This window comes from Streptomyces sp. NPDC002156 (genome assembly GCF_053593675.1).
In genome coordinates this window covers 1-14,943 of the sequence record NZ_JBSFDA010000099.1, presented here as the reverse complement: position 1 = coordinate 14,943, position 14,943 = coordinate 1, and the positions used below count along the sequence as shown (strand labels likewise).

15 protein-coding genes are annotated in these 14,943 nt (G+C 72.1%); 10 read left to right on the top strand and 5 right to left on the bottom strand.

All coding sequences use genetic code 11. The features are described 5' to 3' along the window. Nucleotides 1-50: 50 nt before the first annotated feature. Complete coding sequence (locus ACWCRB_RS32030) at nt 51-1,310, bottom strand: glycoside hydrolase 5 family protein (protein ID WP_450999381.1); 1,260 nt, start codon at nt 1,308-1,310, stop codon at nt 51-53. Nucleotides 1,311-1,394: 84 nt separating this feature from the next. Between ACWCRB_RS32030 and ACWCRB_RS32025 the strand changes: the two genes are divergently transcribed. Then, nucleotides 1,395-2,507 carry an N-acetylglucosamine kinase gene (locus tag ACWCRB_RS32025; RefSeq protein WP_450999380.1) on the top strand — a complete coding sequence of 371 codons (1,113 nt, stop codon included), beginning with the start codon at nt 1,395-1,397 and terminating at the stop codon, nt 2,505-2,507. A gap of 71 nt (nt 2,508-2,578) precedes the next feature. Next, nucleotides 2,579-4,795: a glycoside hydrolase family 3 N-terminal domain-containing protein gene (locus tag ACWCRB_RS32020; protein ID WP_450999401.1), complete on the top strand. Its 2,217-nt coding sequence runs from the start codon at nt 2,579-2,581 to the stop codon at nt 4,793-4,795. 15 nt (nt 4,796-4,810) lie between these two features. Here ACWCRB_RS32020 and ACWCRB_RS32015 read toward each other — a convergent pair whose 3' ends face one another. Continuing rightward, nucleotides 4,811-5,557: an SDR family oxidoreductase gene (locus ACWCRB_RS32015; protein ID WP_450999379.1), complete on the bottom strand. Its 747-nt coding sequence runs from the start codon at nt 5,555-5,557 to the stop codon at nt 4,811-4,813. 102 nt (nt 5,558-5,659) lie between these two features. Here ACWCRB_RS32015 and ACWCRB_RS32010 point away from each other — a divergent pair, with 102 nt between their 5' ends. The 4 genes from ACWCRB_RS32010 (at nt 5,660) to ACWCRB_RS31995 (ending at nt 8,444) form a co-directional block, all read left to right on the top strand. After that, on the top strand, nt 5,660-6,523 hold the full coding sequence (locus ACWCRB_RS32010; protein ID WP_450999378.1) for a helix-turn-helix transcriptional regulator: 864 nt from the start codon (nt 5,660-5,662) through the stop codon (nt 6,521-6,523). A 128-nt stretch (nt 6,524-6,651) separates the two neighbouring features. Next, complete coding sequence (locus ACWCRB_RS32005; RefSeq protein ID WP_450999377.1) at nt 6,652-7,260, top strand: hypothetical protein; 609 nt, start codon at nt 6,652-6,654, stop codon at nt 7,258-7,260. 166 nt (nt 7,261-7,426) lie between these two features. Then, complete coding sequence (locus tag ACWCRB_RS32000; protein ID WP_450999376.1) at nt 7,427-8,140, top strand: SCO4225 family membrane protein; 714 nt, start codon at nt 7,427-7,429, stop codon at nt 8,138-8,140. A gap of 103 nt (nt 8,141-8,243) precedes the next feature. Then, nucleotides 8,244-8,444 carry a hypothetical protein gene (locus ACWCRB_RS31995; protein ID WP_450999375.1) on the top strand — a complete coding sequence of 67 codons (201 nt, stop codon included), beginning with the start codon at nt 8,244-8,246 and terminating at the stop codon, nt 8,442-8,444. Between the two features lie 119 nt (nt 8,445-8,563). Here ACWCRB_RS31995 and ACWCRB_RS31990 read toward each other — a convergent pair whose 3' ends face one another. Then, nucleotides 8,564-9,247, bottom strand: coding sequence for a class I SAM-dependent methyltransferase (locus ACWCRB_RS31990; protein ID WP_450999374.1), 684 nt, complete (start codon nt 9,245-9,247; stop codon nt 8,564-8,566). A 102-nt stretch (nt 9,248-9,349) separates the two neighbouring features. On the opposite strand from ACWCRB_RS31990, the gene ACWCRB_RS31985 reads away from it, so the two are divergent. Beyond that, nucleotides 9,350-10,129, top strand: a complete 780-nt coding sequence (locus ACWCRB_RS31985) for an SDR family NAD(P)-dependent oxidoreductase (RefSeq protein WP_450999373.1) — start codon at nt 9,350-9,352, stop codon at nt 10,127-10,129. Between the two features lie 57 nt (nt 10,130-10,186). Further along, nucleotides 10,187-11,029 carry a sugar phosphate isomerase/epimerase family protein gene (locus ACWCRB_RS31980; protein WP_450999372.1) on the top strand — a complete coding sequence of 281 codons (843 nt, stop codon included), beginning with the start codon at nt 10,187-10,189 and terminating at the stop codon, nt 11,027-11,029. 54 nt (nt 11,030-11,083) lie between these two features. Here ACWCRB_RS31980 and ACWCRB_RS31975 read toward each other — a convergent pair whose 3' ends face one another. After that, complete coding sequence (locus ACWCRB_RS31975; RefSeq protein WP_450999371.1) at nt 11,084-11,566, bottom strand: HepT-like ribonuclease domain-containing protein; 483 nt, start codon at nt 11,564-11,566, stop codon at nt 11,084-11,086. A gap of 178 nt (nt 11,567-11,744) precedes the next feature. Between ACWCRB_RS31975 and ACWCRB_RS31970 the strand changes: the two genes are divergently transcribed. Beyond that, nucleotides 11,745-12,284: a VOC family protein gene (locus tag ACWCRB_RS31970; RefSeq protein WP_450999370.1), complete on the top strand. Its 540-nt coding sequence runs from the start codon at nt 11,745-11,747 to the stop codon at nt 12,282-12,284. After that, on the top strand, nt 12,281-13,867 hold the full coding sequence (locus tag ACWCRB_RS31965; RefSeq protein WP_450999369.1) for an FAD-dependent oxidoreductase: 1,587 nt from the start codon (nt 12,281-12,283) through the stop codon (nt 13,865-13,867). The genes ACWCRB_RS31970 and ACWCRB_RS31965 overlap by 4 nt, the downstream gene beginning before the upstream one ends. A 50-nt stretch (nt 13,868-13,917) precedes the next feature. On the opposite strand, the gene ACWCRB_RS31960 is transcribed toward ACWCRB_RS31965, so the two are convergent. Then, on the bottom strand, nt 13,918-14,901 hold the full coding sequence (locus ACWCRB_RS31960) for an NAD(P)/FAD-dependent oxidoreductase (protein ID WP_450999368.1): 984 nt from the start codon (nt 14,899-14,901) through the stop codon (nt 13,918-13,920). Nucleotides 14,902-14,943 lie beyond the last annotated feature (42 nt).

Sequence of the window (14,943 nt, the reverse complement as noted above, 5' to 3'; positions counted from 1 at the left end):
CTCGACGTGACAGGCCCCGTATCTGCTGCACGGGCGGGATGTGAGCTGGGTCATAGAGCCAGTGGGACTGTCTCCTTGATGCCCCGAGCCGCCAAGTACCCCTCGTCCTCGGCCTGTTCCGCCAGCACCACCGCCGGACGCACGCCCTCCGCCCGCAGCCGCATCCACGCCTCGAAGTACGCGCCGCCGGGACCCGAGATCGAACGGTTCCCCGGGGTGCAGTCCAGCACGAGGGCGGTCGTACGGGGTTCCGGCGGGCGGGGTTCGGCGCGCAGTTCGGCGACCGTCTCCGCGAGGGCCAGCGCGATGGGCTTGGGCTCGCCCGAGGAGTCGAACAGGCCGAGCGTGTACTCCAGTTCGGGGAAGTCCGCGAGGGAACGGTCCACGTCGTGGGAGCACCACCAGGTGACCCCGTACAGGTCTGTGCACTCGGCGGCGTTGCGTACGGTCGCGCGGGCGAAGTCGGGGGCGTCGGCCGCCGGGATGTGCGGTTCGGGGGCGCCGGTCTCCTGGACCCAGACGGGCCGGGCGGGGTCGTCGGCGTACGCCTTGGCCAGCTCCACCCCGTACTCCGCGAGGTGCTGGACCTGCGGGGAGCGGGGGCCGTAGCGGCCGGCGCAGTTGGCCGAGAACACCCAGGGGTGGACGGTCGTCAGGTCGCCCTTGCGGGCCGAGGCCTCCGGGGTGAAGGGGTGGTCGTCGCTGTACCAGGCGGCGTCGTACGCGGAGTGCGTGACCAGGCCCGTAGTGCCTGTTGCACCCGCCGGGCCCAGTCCGGTGCGCGCGGCGGCGAGGAGCGTGTCCAGGTAGTGGTCGACGTCGGCCACGGTCACCGGGTTGTGTTCGACCAGGTTGTTCAGCTCGTTGCCGAGCTGGAGGCCGAGGAGGTTCGGGCGGCCGGCCAGGGCGCCGCCGAGCGTGCGGAGGAGGGTGGCCTGTGCCTCGATGGCGTCCGGGTCCGTGAACACGTTGCGGTGGTGCCAGCTGCGGGTCCACTCCGGGTAGAAGTCGAAGCTGGAGAGGTGGCCCTGCACGCCGTCCACCATGACGTCCAGGCCCGCTTCCGCCGCCACGTCCACCAGCTGCGCCACCTGGTCGACGGCGGACGCGCGGATGAGCGTGCGGTTCGGCTGGAGCAGCGGCCAGAGCGGGAAGATCCGTACGTGGTCCAGGCCCAGCCCGGCGATCTGGTCGAGGTCCTCGCGGGCGCGGGCCGGGTCGAAGTCGTACCAGGAGTGGAACCAGCCCCGGCGCGGCGTGTAGTTGACGCCGAAGCGGGGAGCGGAACGGGGGGCGGGGGGAGTGCTCACGTGTCCTCCTCGGACGTGCGTGACTGCGCCGGGCCGCGAGTCGGGTCTTGTCCTCGGCGAATGTATGAACCACCATAGTGCGCGATGAGCAATGAATTGAACCAGGATTCGGGTCGGGATTCCGGCCGGGCCGAGGACGGTCCCTCCGCGCACGGCGCCCTCGTCGTCGGCCTCGACGCCGGCGGCACCCGTACGCGCGCGGTGCTGGCGTCCGCCGCCGACGGGAGCCCCCTGGGTGAGGGCGTCGCCGGGCCGGGCAACGCCCTCACCGTGCCCGTACCGCAGCTCACCGAGCACCTCGCCGAGGCCCTCGCCCTGGCGGTGCCCGAATGGGCCCGGCTCCGGGTCGTCGCCGTCGCGGGCGGCTTTGCGGGCGCCGCCGGTACGGCCGACGAACCCGGCCGCGTCAACGCGCTCACGGCACTCACGGAGGCCCTGCGGCGGCTCGGGATCCCGGCCGGCGACGGCATCCGGATCTGCAGCGACATCGAGGCCGCCTTCGCCGCCGCCCCGCACACCCCGGCGGACGGTCTGTCCCTCGTCGCCGGTACGGGCGCCGTCGCGATGCGCATCACCGGCCGCCACTGCGAGAAGACGGTCGGCGGCGACGGCTGGCTCCTCGGCGACGACGGCGGCGGCTTCTGGATCGGCCGGGAAGCGGTCCGGTCCGCGCTGCGGATGGCGGACCGCCGGGGCGGCGACACGGCTCTGGCGGCGCTGGTGGGGCGGGAGTTGGGGGTGCCGGAGGAGGTTCTGACGTACGGAAGTGAAGCCTTGCCGGATGAGGGTTACGAGGGTGTGGGCGGCGACCGCCACCCCTGGCCCCGGTCCGCCCGCGAGGCCTACCGCCGACATGTCCTCCCCGCTGTCATGGGCGAACCGCCGGTCCGGCTGGCCCGGTTGGCCCCGCTGGTCGCCGAGGCGGCCCGGGTGGGGGACGCCCGCGCGCGGGCCATCCTCGACGAGGCCGCCGGTCATCTCGCCGACTGCGTGCGGGCGTTGGAGCCGACGCCGGGCGAGGCGCTGGTGGCGACGGGCGGCCTGCTCGGCCCGGACGGCCCGCTGACCGAACCCCTGGACCGGCATCTGTCCGCCCTCGGCCTGGTGGCCCACTGGGTCCCCGACGGCAGCCGGGGCGCGGTGGCCCTGGCCCGGCTCGTACAGGGCACCGCCTCGCACCCGGAGACGAGCCCGTGACCGACGTGACCCCCCTCTACCGCGACCCCGCCGCCCCGGTCGACGCCCGAGTCGCCGACCTGCTGGCCCGGATGACCCTGCGCGAGAAGGTCGGCCAGCTCAACCAGCGGATGTACGGCTGGGACGCCTACCGCCGCACCCCCGAGGGCGAGTTCGAGCTGACGCGGGCCCTGCATGAGGAGACCGACCGTTTCGAAGGCCTCGGCGCCCTGTACGGACTCCTCCGCGCCGACGCCTGGTCCGGCGTCGACCACATCACGGGCGCCGGAGCGGAGGACGGCCCGGTCCTGGCCGACCTGGTCCAGCGCCACGTCCTCGAACGCAGCCGTCTGGGCATCCCCGCCCTGTTCGTCGAGGAGGTACCGCACGGCCTCATGGCCCTCGACGGCACGGTCCTCCCCGTCAACCTGGCGGTGGGCGCCACCTGGGACCCGGACCTGTACGAGCGGGCGGCGGCCCACGCCGCCGCCGAACTCCGCGCCAGGGGCGGCCACTTGGCCCTGGTCTCGGCACTGGACATCGCCCGCGACCCCCGCTGGGGCCGTACGGAGGAGTGCTTCGGGGAGGACCCGTACCTCGCCGCGCGCCTGACGGAGGCGCTGGTGCGGGGCATGCAGGGCGAACCCGCCGGAGCGGCGGGGGAGTTCGCGCCGGACAAGGCCCCGGTCGTCCTCAAGCACTTCGCGGGTCAGGGTGCCACGGTCGGCGGCCGGAACTCCGCCGAGTCGGAGCTGGGTCCCCGGGAACTCCACGAGATCCATCTGCCTGCCGCCCGGGCGGGCGTCAGGGCGGGCGCCGCCGCGGTGATGGCCGCGTACAACGAGGTGGACGGCGTGCCCTGCTCGGCCAACGGCCCTTTGCTGAACGGGTTGTTGCGCGACCGCTGGGGCTTCGAGGGCCTGGTCATGGCGGACGGCCTGGCGGTGGACCGCCTCGCCCGCATCACCGGGGACAGGGTCTCCGCGGGCGCGCTGGCCCTCAACTCCGGTGTCGACCTGAGCCTTTGGGACCAGGGCTTCACCCACCTGGAGGAGGCGGTGGACCGCGGCCTGGTGAAGGAGTCGGTGGTCGACGCGGCCGTGTCCCGGGTGCTGGCGCTGAAATTCCGCCTGGGACTTTTCGAACTCCCCGGTGCAGCGCCCCAGTTGTCGCCCCCTTCACCGGAGGCCGGCCGGTCGCTGAGCACAGCTCTGGCGCGCTCGGCCGTCACCCTCCTCCACAACAAGGCGGGCGCGCTGCCCATCGACCCGGCGCGGGTCTCCCGTATCGCCGTCGTCGGCCCGCACTCCGCCACCACGGCCCACCAGCTCGGCGACTACACGGCCCCCCAACGCCCCGGCACAGGAACCAGCGTCCTCGCCGCCCTCCGCCAACTGGCCCTCCCGGGCACGGAGATACGCCACGCCCAGGGCTGCTCCCTCACCGGCGACGACCTGTCCCGCGTCCCCGAGGCGGTGGCGACGGCAGCGGCATCCGACCTGGCCGTACTGGTCCTGGGCGGCAGCAGCGCCCGTACGCCGGACACGGAGTTCGACGCCAACGGCGCCGCCCGGACGATCGTCTCGGAGATGACCTGCGGTGAGGGCGTCGACCTGGCCGACCTGCGCCTCGGCCGGGCCCAGCACGCCCTGCTGGACGCGGTGACGGCGACGGGCACACCCACGGTCGTCGTCCTGATCCAGGGCCGCCCGCACGCGGTCCCGGAGGCGGCGGAGCACGCGGCCGCCCTGCTCACGGCCTGGTATCCGGGCCCCTGGGGCGGCGAGGCGATCGCCGGGATCCTCCTCGGCCACACCGCCCCGACCGGCCGCCTCCCCGTCTCGGTCCCGCGCTCGGCGGCCCAGCTCCCCGTCTACTACAACCACAAGGACACGGAGTACGGGTCGTACGTGGACGAGGACTCCGAGCCGCTGTACTCCTTCGGCCACGGTCTGACGTACACGAGCTTCGAGTACGGCGTTCCGAACATCGTCCGGGGTGGAGCCAGTTGTTCGGTGGAGGTGACCAACACCGGGGAACGGGCGGGGCGTTCGGTCGTCCAGCTGTACGTCCGACGGCTGCGGACGAGCGTGTGGCCGCGCACTCTCGAACTCCGCGCCTTCGAGGCCGTGGACCTGGCTCCGGGGGAGTGCCGTACGGTCGTGTTCGCGCTCGGCGACGACCAACTCGCGCAGGTCGGGGCCGACTTGGAGACGGTTGTACTGGAGGGGAGAGTGGAGATCCGGGTGGCGGGGTCGGCGCGGCAGGCGCTGGACGCCGTACCGGCCGTTCTTGATGTCCAGGGCTGACGGACAGCGAGAGGTTCACCAGGGGAGAGCGGCCTCCGCTGCCGGGGCGCCGTCGCCCCAGAACCCGCCGGTCGGGCCGTCGGGCGGCAGGGTGGCCAGGGCGACGCTCACCAGGGCGCCCTGTTCGGGGGTGCGGGAGCCGGTGTTGCCGGTGAGGTCGGTCGCGCAGTGGCTGGGGTTGGCGGCGTTGACCTTGATCGGGGTGTCCCGCAGCTCCTTCGCGTACATCACCGTGACCATGTTCAGCGCGGTCTTCGACGCCGGGTAGGGAATCGTGGCCAGGCCGTACAGCGGATGCTCCGGATCGCTCGCGAAGGTGAGCGAGCCGACCTCGCTGGAGACGTTGACGATGCGGGCGGCCTCGGCGTTGCGCAGCAGCGGCAGGAACGCGTTGGTCACCGCCACCACCCCGAACACGTTCGCCTCGAAGACCTGGCGGAGGGCGGCCCGGGTGGCGCCGCTCGGGCCGCTGCGGGCGCCCTCGACGTCGCCGACGATGCCCGCGTTGTTCACCAGGACGTCGAGCCGCCCGTACTCGGCGCCCACCTGGTCGGCGGCCCGCTGGACGGAGGCGTCGTCGGTGACGTCGATCCGGAGGAACCGGGCGTCCACGCCGCCCTCGCGCAACGCCAGTTCGGCCTTCCGCCCGAGGGTCTCGTCCCGCGCGCCGACCAGCACGGTCATCCCGCGTTCGCCGAGGAGACGGGCGGTCTCGTAGCCGATGCCCTTGTTGGCGCCTGTGATCAGAGCAGTCAGTGTCATGCCCCCGACCCTGCGGCGCCCCCGGCCGGGGCACCAGAGACCTGGTGAGGCTGGTATCGGCGGTACCACCCACGGCGCTCGGGGGTGGGGCAGCATGGGGGCATGATCCTGCGCGAGGAGCTGGCGGCGTTCCTGCGGGCGCGCCGGGGCCGTCTGCAACCTCGGGACGTCGGGCTGCCGGACGGTCTGCGCCGCCGTACGCCCGGTCTGCGCAGGCAGGAGGTCGCCCAGCTCGCCGGCATGTCCGTCGACTACTACATCCGGTTGGAGCAGGGCCGTGGCCCGCACCCGTCCCGGCAGTTGCTCGCCTCGCTGGCCCGGGCGCTGCTGCTCACCCGTGACGAGCGGGACTATCTCTTCCGCGTCGCCGGTGAGAGCCCGCCTCCGGTCGCCGGCCCGGTCCGCGGGCTCGCTCCGGCGGTCCGGTGCCTCCTCGACAGCATGCCGGAGGTGCCGGCCTACGTCGTCGACGCGAAGTACGACCTCCTCGCCTGGAACGCCCTGGCGGCCCACCTCATCAGCAGCATCGCGCGGGCGCCGGAGGACGACCGCAACCTCGTCCGCTGGATGTTCCGCGAGGCGCTCGACGACCATCGCTGGGACGACGAGTCGGCCCTCGCGTTCGCCCGCGCGACCGTCGCCGACCTGCGCGCCGCCTACGCCCTCCACCCCGGCGACCGGGGGATCGAGGAGCTGGTCACCGAACTCCTCGGCACCTCACCGAGGTTCGCCGAGATGTGGGCGGACCACGACGTCGAGGTACGGCACCGGGTCGTCAAGCGGATCGACTCCGACACCTTCGGGCGGCTGGAGTACGAGTGCCAGGTGCTCCACATCCCCGAGAGCGGCCAACGTCTCATCGTCTACTGCGCCGAACCCGGCTCCCCGACCCGCGAACTCTTCCGCCGACTCGCTATCACGCCGGTGGGCATGTCCCGGTCACCGTCGCGTGCGGATGAACGGTGACGTGTAACAGAAAACGGCGGTTCATGCAGGCTGTGCAACAGGGTGGACGATCAGCGAACCGGCTTGCCCCGTACGGCATTTGACAGGTTGAGAACGACGGGGAAACAACGCCGAGAGGGCAACCTGACATGTCTTTCAGCCACACCAGCACCAGCACCAGCACCAGCACTCGCACCAGCATCCGCGTCCGTACGCTCGCCGCTGCCGGTCTCCTGGCCGCCACCGCCCTCTTCCTCACCGCGTGCAGCCCCGACAGCCCGACCAAGACGCCCAGCGCCGCGTCCGGTTCGAGCACCGCGACCGACGCCGGCACGGGCGCCACCGGCGAGGCCACCACCGACCCCAGCGGCGACGCCGGTGCGGCCACTCCCGGCTCTTCCGACACGTCTACCGAAGACTCCGCCGCCACTCCCGAAGCCAGCGTCGGCACCATCGGCACGGACACCGGCACCGGTACGGGCGGCACGAAGGCCACCGTCGACAACCGGGTGGACGGTACGGTCTCCGGCACGCTGACCTACCTGGCGCCGGGCAAGCTGGAGGTCGGCGGCCGTCCCTTCTACGTCGCCGTCGACACGGCGATCCAGGGCGGCGACATCTGCGGCGACCCCGAGACCCAGGTGGCGGAGAAGTGCACCGCCGACGAGCTGGACGCGGCGGCGAAGGGCGGCAACCTTACCGTCGAGGTGACGATCAAGAAGGGCGTGGCCGAGCGGGTCGCCCAGGCGTCGGTCTAGGAGCGCTCGGTAGGCGGCACGGCAGGGGTGGTACGCACACTCGCCCGGAGCACCGCTCAGGCTCAGGCGGTGCTGAGTACTCGTACTCATGTCCGAACGCGCCCTTCGGTCCACTGTGGAGAACGCCGAACACCACCACCCACGGACCGAACCGAAGGGACCCGAGATGGCGAACGCCTCCCGCCCGCGCCGACTGCCACGCCTGCGCCGGATTCTCGCGCTCGCCACGGACAACTGGCCCGCCCGTGGCTATCTGGCCGTCTTCGCGGCCTCGGTCGCGGTCATGTTCCTCTTCCCGGACAGCGGAATCGCCGCGAGCCCAATGCTGCTCACGGCACCGCTCTCCCTCCTGAGCATCGCCGTCCCCTTCGGCCCCGGGACGCAGGGCAGCTGGCCGATCGAGGCGCTGGCCGTCGGCTACTGGGCCGTCTGGCTGCTGCTGTGCGCCCTGGTGAACGCCGCGGTGATCGGCGCCCTCGCGACGAGGACGGCGCCCGGTGCGGCGGGGCCCGGCCCGCGTTCGCTGCCGCTGCCGCGTCCGCAGGGGATTCGGGGCCTGTTGACGCCCGCCTTCGACAACTGGCTCGCACGCGGGTACCTCGCCGTGGTCGCCGCGGCGGTGGGCTCCTTCCTGTACTTCTCCTACCTGGCGCCGGACCCCGGGTTCGCCGCGATCTGGCCGCTCATCGTCACGGCACCGCTCAGCATCCTCGCCCTGCTCGGCTCGGTGGCGGTGTCCCCCGACTGGGACTCCTCGTACGCCTGGCTGAGCCCCCTGGTCTTCTCCACCGGCGCGGCCCTGTCCGGGCTGGTCAACGCGGCACTGCTCGGCCACCTCGCCAAGATGCTGAGGACACCGGAGCCACGTCCGGCGGCGTGAGGACCCGGCCGGATCAGCCGACCGGATGCGGGGCGTGGACGCGGGCGGCGATGATCCCACCGAAGTCCCGCCCGTGTACACGTTGGCGCATACGCTGCCCATCATGGACGAAAGCGCCGTCACCGTACGCGAAGCCCGCGCTCACCTCGCCGACTTCAACGCACTGGAAGACGCGGTCGACGAACTGCTCGCGCGCGAGGCCGAAGCCGTTCTGGCTGCGGGCGGCCCGACCGTGACCATGGCCGGGCTGCTCGCCGACCTGTTCACCGAGCGGGATGCGGGCCGGGATTCGGGCGTGATGTGAAGTACGCGTTCCGATTCACGGCGGCGGCTTCGCATCGGCAGCTATCGGGTCGCCTACCAGTCCTGGACGGCGAACTCGTCGTCCTGGCCGTCAAGGTCGGCGATCGTCGGGACGGCTGCTCAACATGTGATGTGTGGCTTCCGGGCCAGCAAGGTGGCGAACGCCCTCTTCGCCTCCGCTCCCTCGTCGAGCCCCTGCACCAGCCGCGCCGTGACCACGAATCCCGCTCGCCGCAGCAGCTCGGCGATCCGCTCGGCCGGGATCAGATGGGATTCGTAGGACACCGGATGGCCACCGTGACCCTGTGCCGGGCGCAGGTGCAGCGGCTCGTCGACTGCCGCGTGACCGGCCAGCATCAGGAGGCCGCCGGGGGTGAGGGTGCGGTGGAACTCGGCGTACAGGGTGGGGAGTTGGTCCGGTGGGGTGTGGTGGGTGGAGTAGTAGGCGAGGATGCCGCCGAGTGCGTTGGCCCGGATCGGGAGGGCTGTCATCGAGCCCACGGTGAAGTCGAGGTCCGGGTGGGCGTCGCGGGCCAGCTCGGTCATCTTCGGGGAGAGGTCGATGCCGAATACGGGCACTCCCAGGGCTGCCAGGTGTGCTGCGACTCTGCCGGGTCCGCATCCCAGGTCCGCGACCGGGCCGAGGCCGGCCGTCCGTACGGACTCGGCGAACGCCGTCAGCATCGCGCGTGACAGTGGGTCCAACTCCGCCGGGGTCTTGACCAGTTGGACGTAGTCGGCGGCGACTGTGTCGTACGAGGTGCGGATCGCGGTGAGGTAGGTGGGGGAGGAGTCGTCGGTCATGCGGTGGACTTTAGGCCCCGATAGATCGATCCGGATTGGGTATACGCAATTCGCTGTGTCGTGGATAGAGTGCGCTCAGGCTCGCGACAAGGGAGTGCGGACGTGGCGGAAGCAAGGGCGCAGGCGGGGCTGCCGCTCGTCGGGCGGCGGGCGGTGGTGTCCGGGGCGGCCAGTGGGATCGGGGCGGCGGCCGTGGCCTCGTTCGTCGCGGCCGGGGCGGATGTCGTCGGGCTGTTCCATACGACGCCGCCTCCGGACGAACTGAAGGAACTGTGCGAGTGGGCGGCGTGCGACGTGCGCGACCGCGGTTCGGTCGATGCCGCGTTCGATCAGGCCGCGTCGGTGCTGGGCGGTATCGACGTACTGCTGCACGCGGCGGGCGGCTGGTGGCCGGGTGCGCCGGAGTCGCTGTCCGACGACGAGTTCGACCTGGTCGTCGACACCAACCTCCGGTCGACGGTCATCACCAACCAGGCGGCGTTCGCGCACATGCGGCACAGTGGCGGGCAGATCATCAACCTCGGGTCGGCGGAGGGGATCCGCGGGAACCCCATGGCGCCGCACTACGCGATGGCGAAGGCCGGCGTCCACGCGTGGACCCGGTCCGTGGCCGCGGCGTGGGGGAGGTCCGGGGTCACGGTCAACGCCCTGGCGCCCGCGGTCAGTACGAGGAACGCCGAACGGCTGTGGGAGCACCTGGGCGAGGAGACTGCCGCCGTGTTCAAGGAGCAACTGCGGGCGCGTATGCCGCTTCGGGGTGAACTCGGTGATCCGGACACGGATCTCGGGCCGGTGATGGTGTTCCTGGCCGGTCCCGGGGCGCGGTTCATGACGGGGCAGCTGATCGCCGTCGATGGCGGGCTGCACATGCTCGGCGCCTGACCGGATTTCATTTCAGTATCCTCTTCTTCGGGGAGGGGTGGGTGGGATGGGGTGGACGTGGATCACCTGAGCGTGGACGAGGGGCGTCGTCCGGCGGTGGGTCTTGAGCATCTGACCTTTCGCGAGGAGCCGTTGCCGGTCTTCGCCGGCGCCGCGGTCGCCGGTGGTGCCGACAGCGTCTGTATGAGCGTCAATCACCCTGGCCTCCGTGACCCGAGGGAGCTGCGTGAGGCTCTTTCGCGGCTTGACGCGGCGGGTGTACCGGTCGTCATGGGTGACGGATTCCTCGTATCGCCGAAGGCGGGACTGGACGACCTCCGGCGCCGACTCGACGTTCTCGCCGAACTCGGTGCCCCTTTGGCCAATACCTGTGCGTTCGAGCCCGACCCGGACCTGCGGCGCGATCCAGGGTGTGTCGAGGACGTTCTCGGAGAGTTCTGCCAGGTCGCCAGGACCGCTCGGGTGGACGTGTTGATCGAGTTCACACCGCTCTCCCATGTGCCGTCCCTCGCGGCGGCGGTCGGGCTGGTGAAGCGGCTCGACCAGCCCAATCTCCGGATCCTCGTGGACACGCTCCATCTCGCGCGGGCCGGAGAAGGGCCCGACGACATACGGAGGGTCGACCGGCGGCTCTTCGGATACTGCCAGCTGAGCGACGGCCCCCACGCGCCCGGGATCTCCTCGGACTACCTGGACGAGGCCATGAACGAGCGGGTCGTTCCCGGGCACGGGGAGTTTCCGCTGGCGGAAGTGGTGTCGCTGCTGCCCGGCGATGTCGTCGTCAGCGCCGAGGTTCCGTTGCGCGGTCTCCAGCGGGCCGGGGTCTCACCGGACGAGCGAGCCCGGCGGATTCTCGACGGCGCCCGTCGAGTCGTGGCTCGCGCGCTGTCGCTCCCGTAGCCGAGGGGGTCGGCTGAGTCAGCCCTCCGTGGCCTGGTCCGCGGTCCAGCCGGATCAGCCCTGCGGCGCCTGGTCCGCGGTCCAGGCGGCCACCTGCCGTACGTACTCCCCGTATCCGGAAAGGGCGGCCGACACGACCGCCGCGACCTCCTCGGGTTCGGTGTCCAGGTGCAGCTGGACGAGGACGTGGTGCGGGCCGTCCGGCGGCACGAGGGCGGCGGCCAGTTCCGCGTCGATCATCCCGGCCCGCTCGGCCGCGCCGAACGAGGCGGCGGCCGACTGCGGGACCTCGCCCGACACCGCCGTGGAGACATGGCTGTTGATCGCGAAGGCCAGGTCGGCGAGGAGTGCCAGGATCCGCTCGACGACGAGCCCGGCCGCCGGATCGCTCTCCAGGCGTGCCCGGTCCATCGGCCCGAAGGAGTCGAGGTGTCCGACCGACCTGCGCATCGTGATGAGCCGGTGCTCGACCGAGCCCCGGTCAAGGCGCGGGGTCACACGAGCGGGCACGGGCCGGTTGTCGATCGACGGGGTCACCCGTGCATCGTCGCGCAGCTTCCCGCAGCCGCGAACCGTCGATTCCGTCTGATGGGACGTGCGGTGGACGACCGCGGACGGCGGGGTGAAGAGTCGGTTCGCGTGCCGGTCGGCGATGGGCGGCACAGGACAAGGGGGTCCGGAAATGCGGGCGTTGAGCGATCTCTTCCGTAATTTCATGCAGCTCGGATACGTGACCGACGACATCGACGCCGCCGCGTCCTACCTCGAGTCGAGGCTCGGGACGGTGGACTGCGTCCGGCACTACAAGTCGTCCCTGGGCGGCGGCCGGCCCCCAGGCAGCGCCGGAGCCGGAGGGCCGAGGGCCCCCTTCGTGGTGGTCGACGGTGAGCCGGCCGACGAATGGGTCATCGACGTCGCCCTGGTCAACGCGGGCCCGACCAACCTGGAGATCATCCGTCCGGTAGGCGGCGCGGTAGACCTCTACCGGGGCGCCGTCAGGCCCGACGTGCCGGCGACGCTGCACCATCTGGGCTTCCGCGTCGACGACTTCGAAGAGGCGTCCGCGGTCGTCGCCGCGAGCGGCAGGACCTGGAAGCAGTACGGGGACAGCGGCGGCATCCGGTTCGGGTATCTCGACATGACGGCCGAACTGGGCCACTTCGTCGAGGTCATGGAACTGGACGAGGCCAGCGCCCAGGGGTTCGCCCACCTCGAAGCGGCGTCGAACGCGGTCCGGGACGGGGAGTTGGCATGAGCGGTGACACGACTGGTTCCTTCGACGTCATCGTCGTCGGCTCGGGCGCGGGGCTCGTCGGCGCGTACGCCGCCGCCTCCCGCGGACTGCGCACGCTCGTCATCGAGAAGACGGAGTACGTCGGCGGGACGACGGCATACTCCGGGGCCGGGATCTGGCTCCCCGGCAACGCCGCCGAGCAGCGGGCCGGCATCGAGGACGGTCCCGACGTCGCCCGCCCCTATCTCGACGCGATCGTCGGCGACGACTCGCCGGCCTCCGTGCGGGAGGCCTTCCTCCAGGCGGGGCCCCGCCTGATCGACGAGCTGGAGGCCAATCCGCGCTTCGACCGGTTCGTCTGGCAGGGCGTGCCCGACTACTTCGCCGGGCGGCCCGGGAGCCTGCCGCAGGGGCGCACCGTCTTCCCCCAGGACATCGACCGTGCCGAACTCGGCGACCTGGAGCCCCTGGTGCGCAGGCCGCTCTGGACGGAACGCTGGGGTGTCGACCCCGGCCAGGTGATGGTCGGCGGGCAGGCCCTCATCGCCCGCGCCCTGCTCGCGTTCACGGAGACCGGCAACGGCACGGTGCTGACGAACACCGCGCTGGAGCGACTCCTCGTCGAGGACGGCACGGTCGTCGGTGTGGAGGCGGTGCGGGAGGGCGAGCGCGTGACGTTCCGCGCCGGCCGGGGCGTACTCCTCGCGGCGGGCGGATACGAGCGCAACGGCGAACTCCGTCAGCGGTACCAGCCCGGGGTCGGCGACGAGTGGACCCAGGGCTGCCCGGGAAACACCGGCGACGCGCTCACCGCGGGCATCGCCGTCGGCGCGGCGACCGACCTGCTCGACGAGGCGTGGTACGCGCCGGGCCTGGTCGTACCCCGTACGCGCCCGGTGTTCTACACGTCGGTGTGGAGCGGCATCTGGGTCAACGCGGCCGGGCAGCGCTATATGAACGAGCGGCTCCCGTACGACCGGGCCGGTCACGAGATGCTCCGGGCGCACACGGCCTCGGACGTGTCGCACCTTCCCACGCACTGGGTGTTCGACCAGCGGCAGCTCGACAACGAGCGGGCCTTCGCGGGGCTGCCCGTCGCCCCGCAGGTCCCGGGCTGGTTCGACGTCGACGAGTTCATCGAGGCGGGTGTGCTGAAGCGGGCCGGGACGCTTGAGGAGCTGGCGGCGCTGATCGGCGTACCCGAAAGCGCGCTCACCGAGAGCGTCGAGCGGTTCAACGGCTATGCCCGCAACGGCAAGGACGAGCAGTTCGGGCGGGGCGAGGACCCCTGGGACCTCATGATCACGGGGATGGCGGGGGCCCACACCGACGGCCCCAACCCGTGCCTGGGCGTGATCGACAAGCCGCCGTTCTACGCGGCGACGATCGTGCTGTCCGACCTGGGCACCAAGGGGGGCCTCAGGACGGACGGCCACGCGCGCGTCCTGCGGACCGACGGCTCGGTGATCGCCGGTCTGTACGCGTCGGGGAACACGATGGCCCCGATGTCGGGCCGGATCTATCCCGGTGCGGGAGGCCCTGTGGGGTCGTCGATGGCGTTCTCCTACATCGCGGCGCTCGACATGGCCGACGGGAGCCCGTAGCCGGTAGCGGTAGTTGGTCTCCTGCGGCCCGCTCGTCGCCGGTGCCCCGCTCAGGCCGACTCCGTCGAGTGGCCGGGAAACAGGGACTGCGCGGGGTCCAGGGCGACCGCCGCGTTGTTGACCGCGGTCGCGACCTCCCCGAAGCCGACCGACATCAGCCGGACCTTGCCGGGGTACGCGGTCACGTCACCGGCGGCGTAGACCCGGTCGACGGCGGTACGCATCCGGGTGTCGACGACGATCGCGCGCCGCTCCAGCTCCACGCCCCAGTCGGCGAGCGGCCCGAGGTTGCTGATGAAGCCGAGCGCGGCCACGACCGCGTCGACCTTCAGCACCCGTACGTCGTCCTCGCCATCGACCTTGAGGTGGGCCAGGCGCAGCCGGTCGTCGCCGGACAGGGCCTCCACCTGGGCGTTCGTGACGATCTCGACGCCGCGTTCGCGCACCTCGCGCACGCTCGCCGCGTGGGCCCGGAACGTACCGCGGCGGTGTACGAGGGTCACCGAGCGGGCGATCGGATGCAGGGCGAGGGCCCAGTCGACCGCGCTGTCCCCGCCGCCGACGACGAGGACGTCCTGGTCGGCGTGTTCGTCCGGGGCGGGGACGAAGTAGCTCAGCCCACGGCCGAGGAACTCCTCCCCGGCCGGGAGCGTGCGCGGGGTGAACGCGCCGATCCCGGCGGTCAGGACGACCGCGCCGGCGTCGACCACGGTGCCGTCGGAGAGGGTGACCTGCGGGCGTCCGTCGGTCGAGCGGGCCAGCTCGACGGCCTGCCGGCCCAGCAGATAGGTCGGGCCGTACGCGTCGGCCTGGTCCTTGAGGGCGGCGACGACATCGCGGCCGCGGGCGCCGGGGACGGCCGCGATGTCACGGATCTCCTTCTCCGGGTAGAGCGCGGTGATCTGGCCGCCGCACTGCGGCAAGGCGTCGACCAGGACGGTCCGCAGCTCGCGGAAGCCCGCGCAGTAGGCGCCGAAGAGGCCGACGGGGCCGGCGCCGACGATGAGGATGTCAGTGGTCACTGTCTCGGCCACGGGCCGACCTCCTTGTGGGGTGTGGGCGCCCCGCCCCGCGCC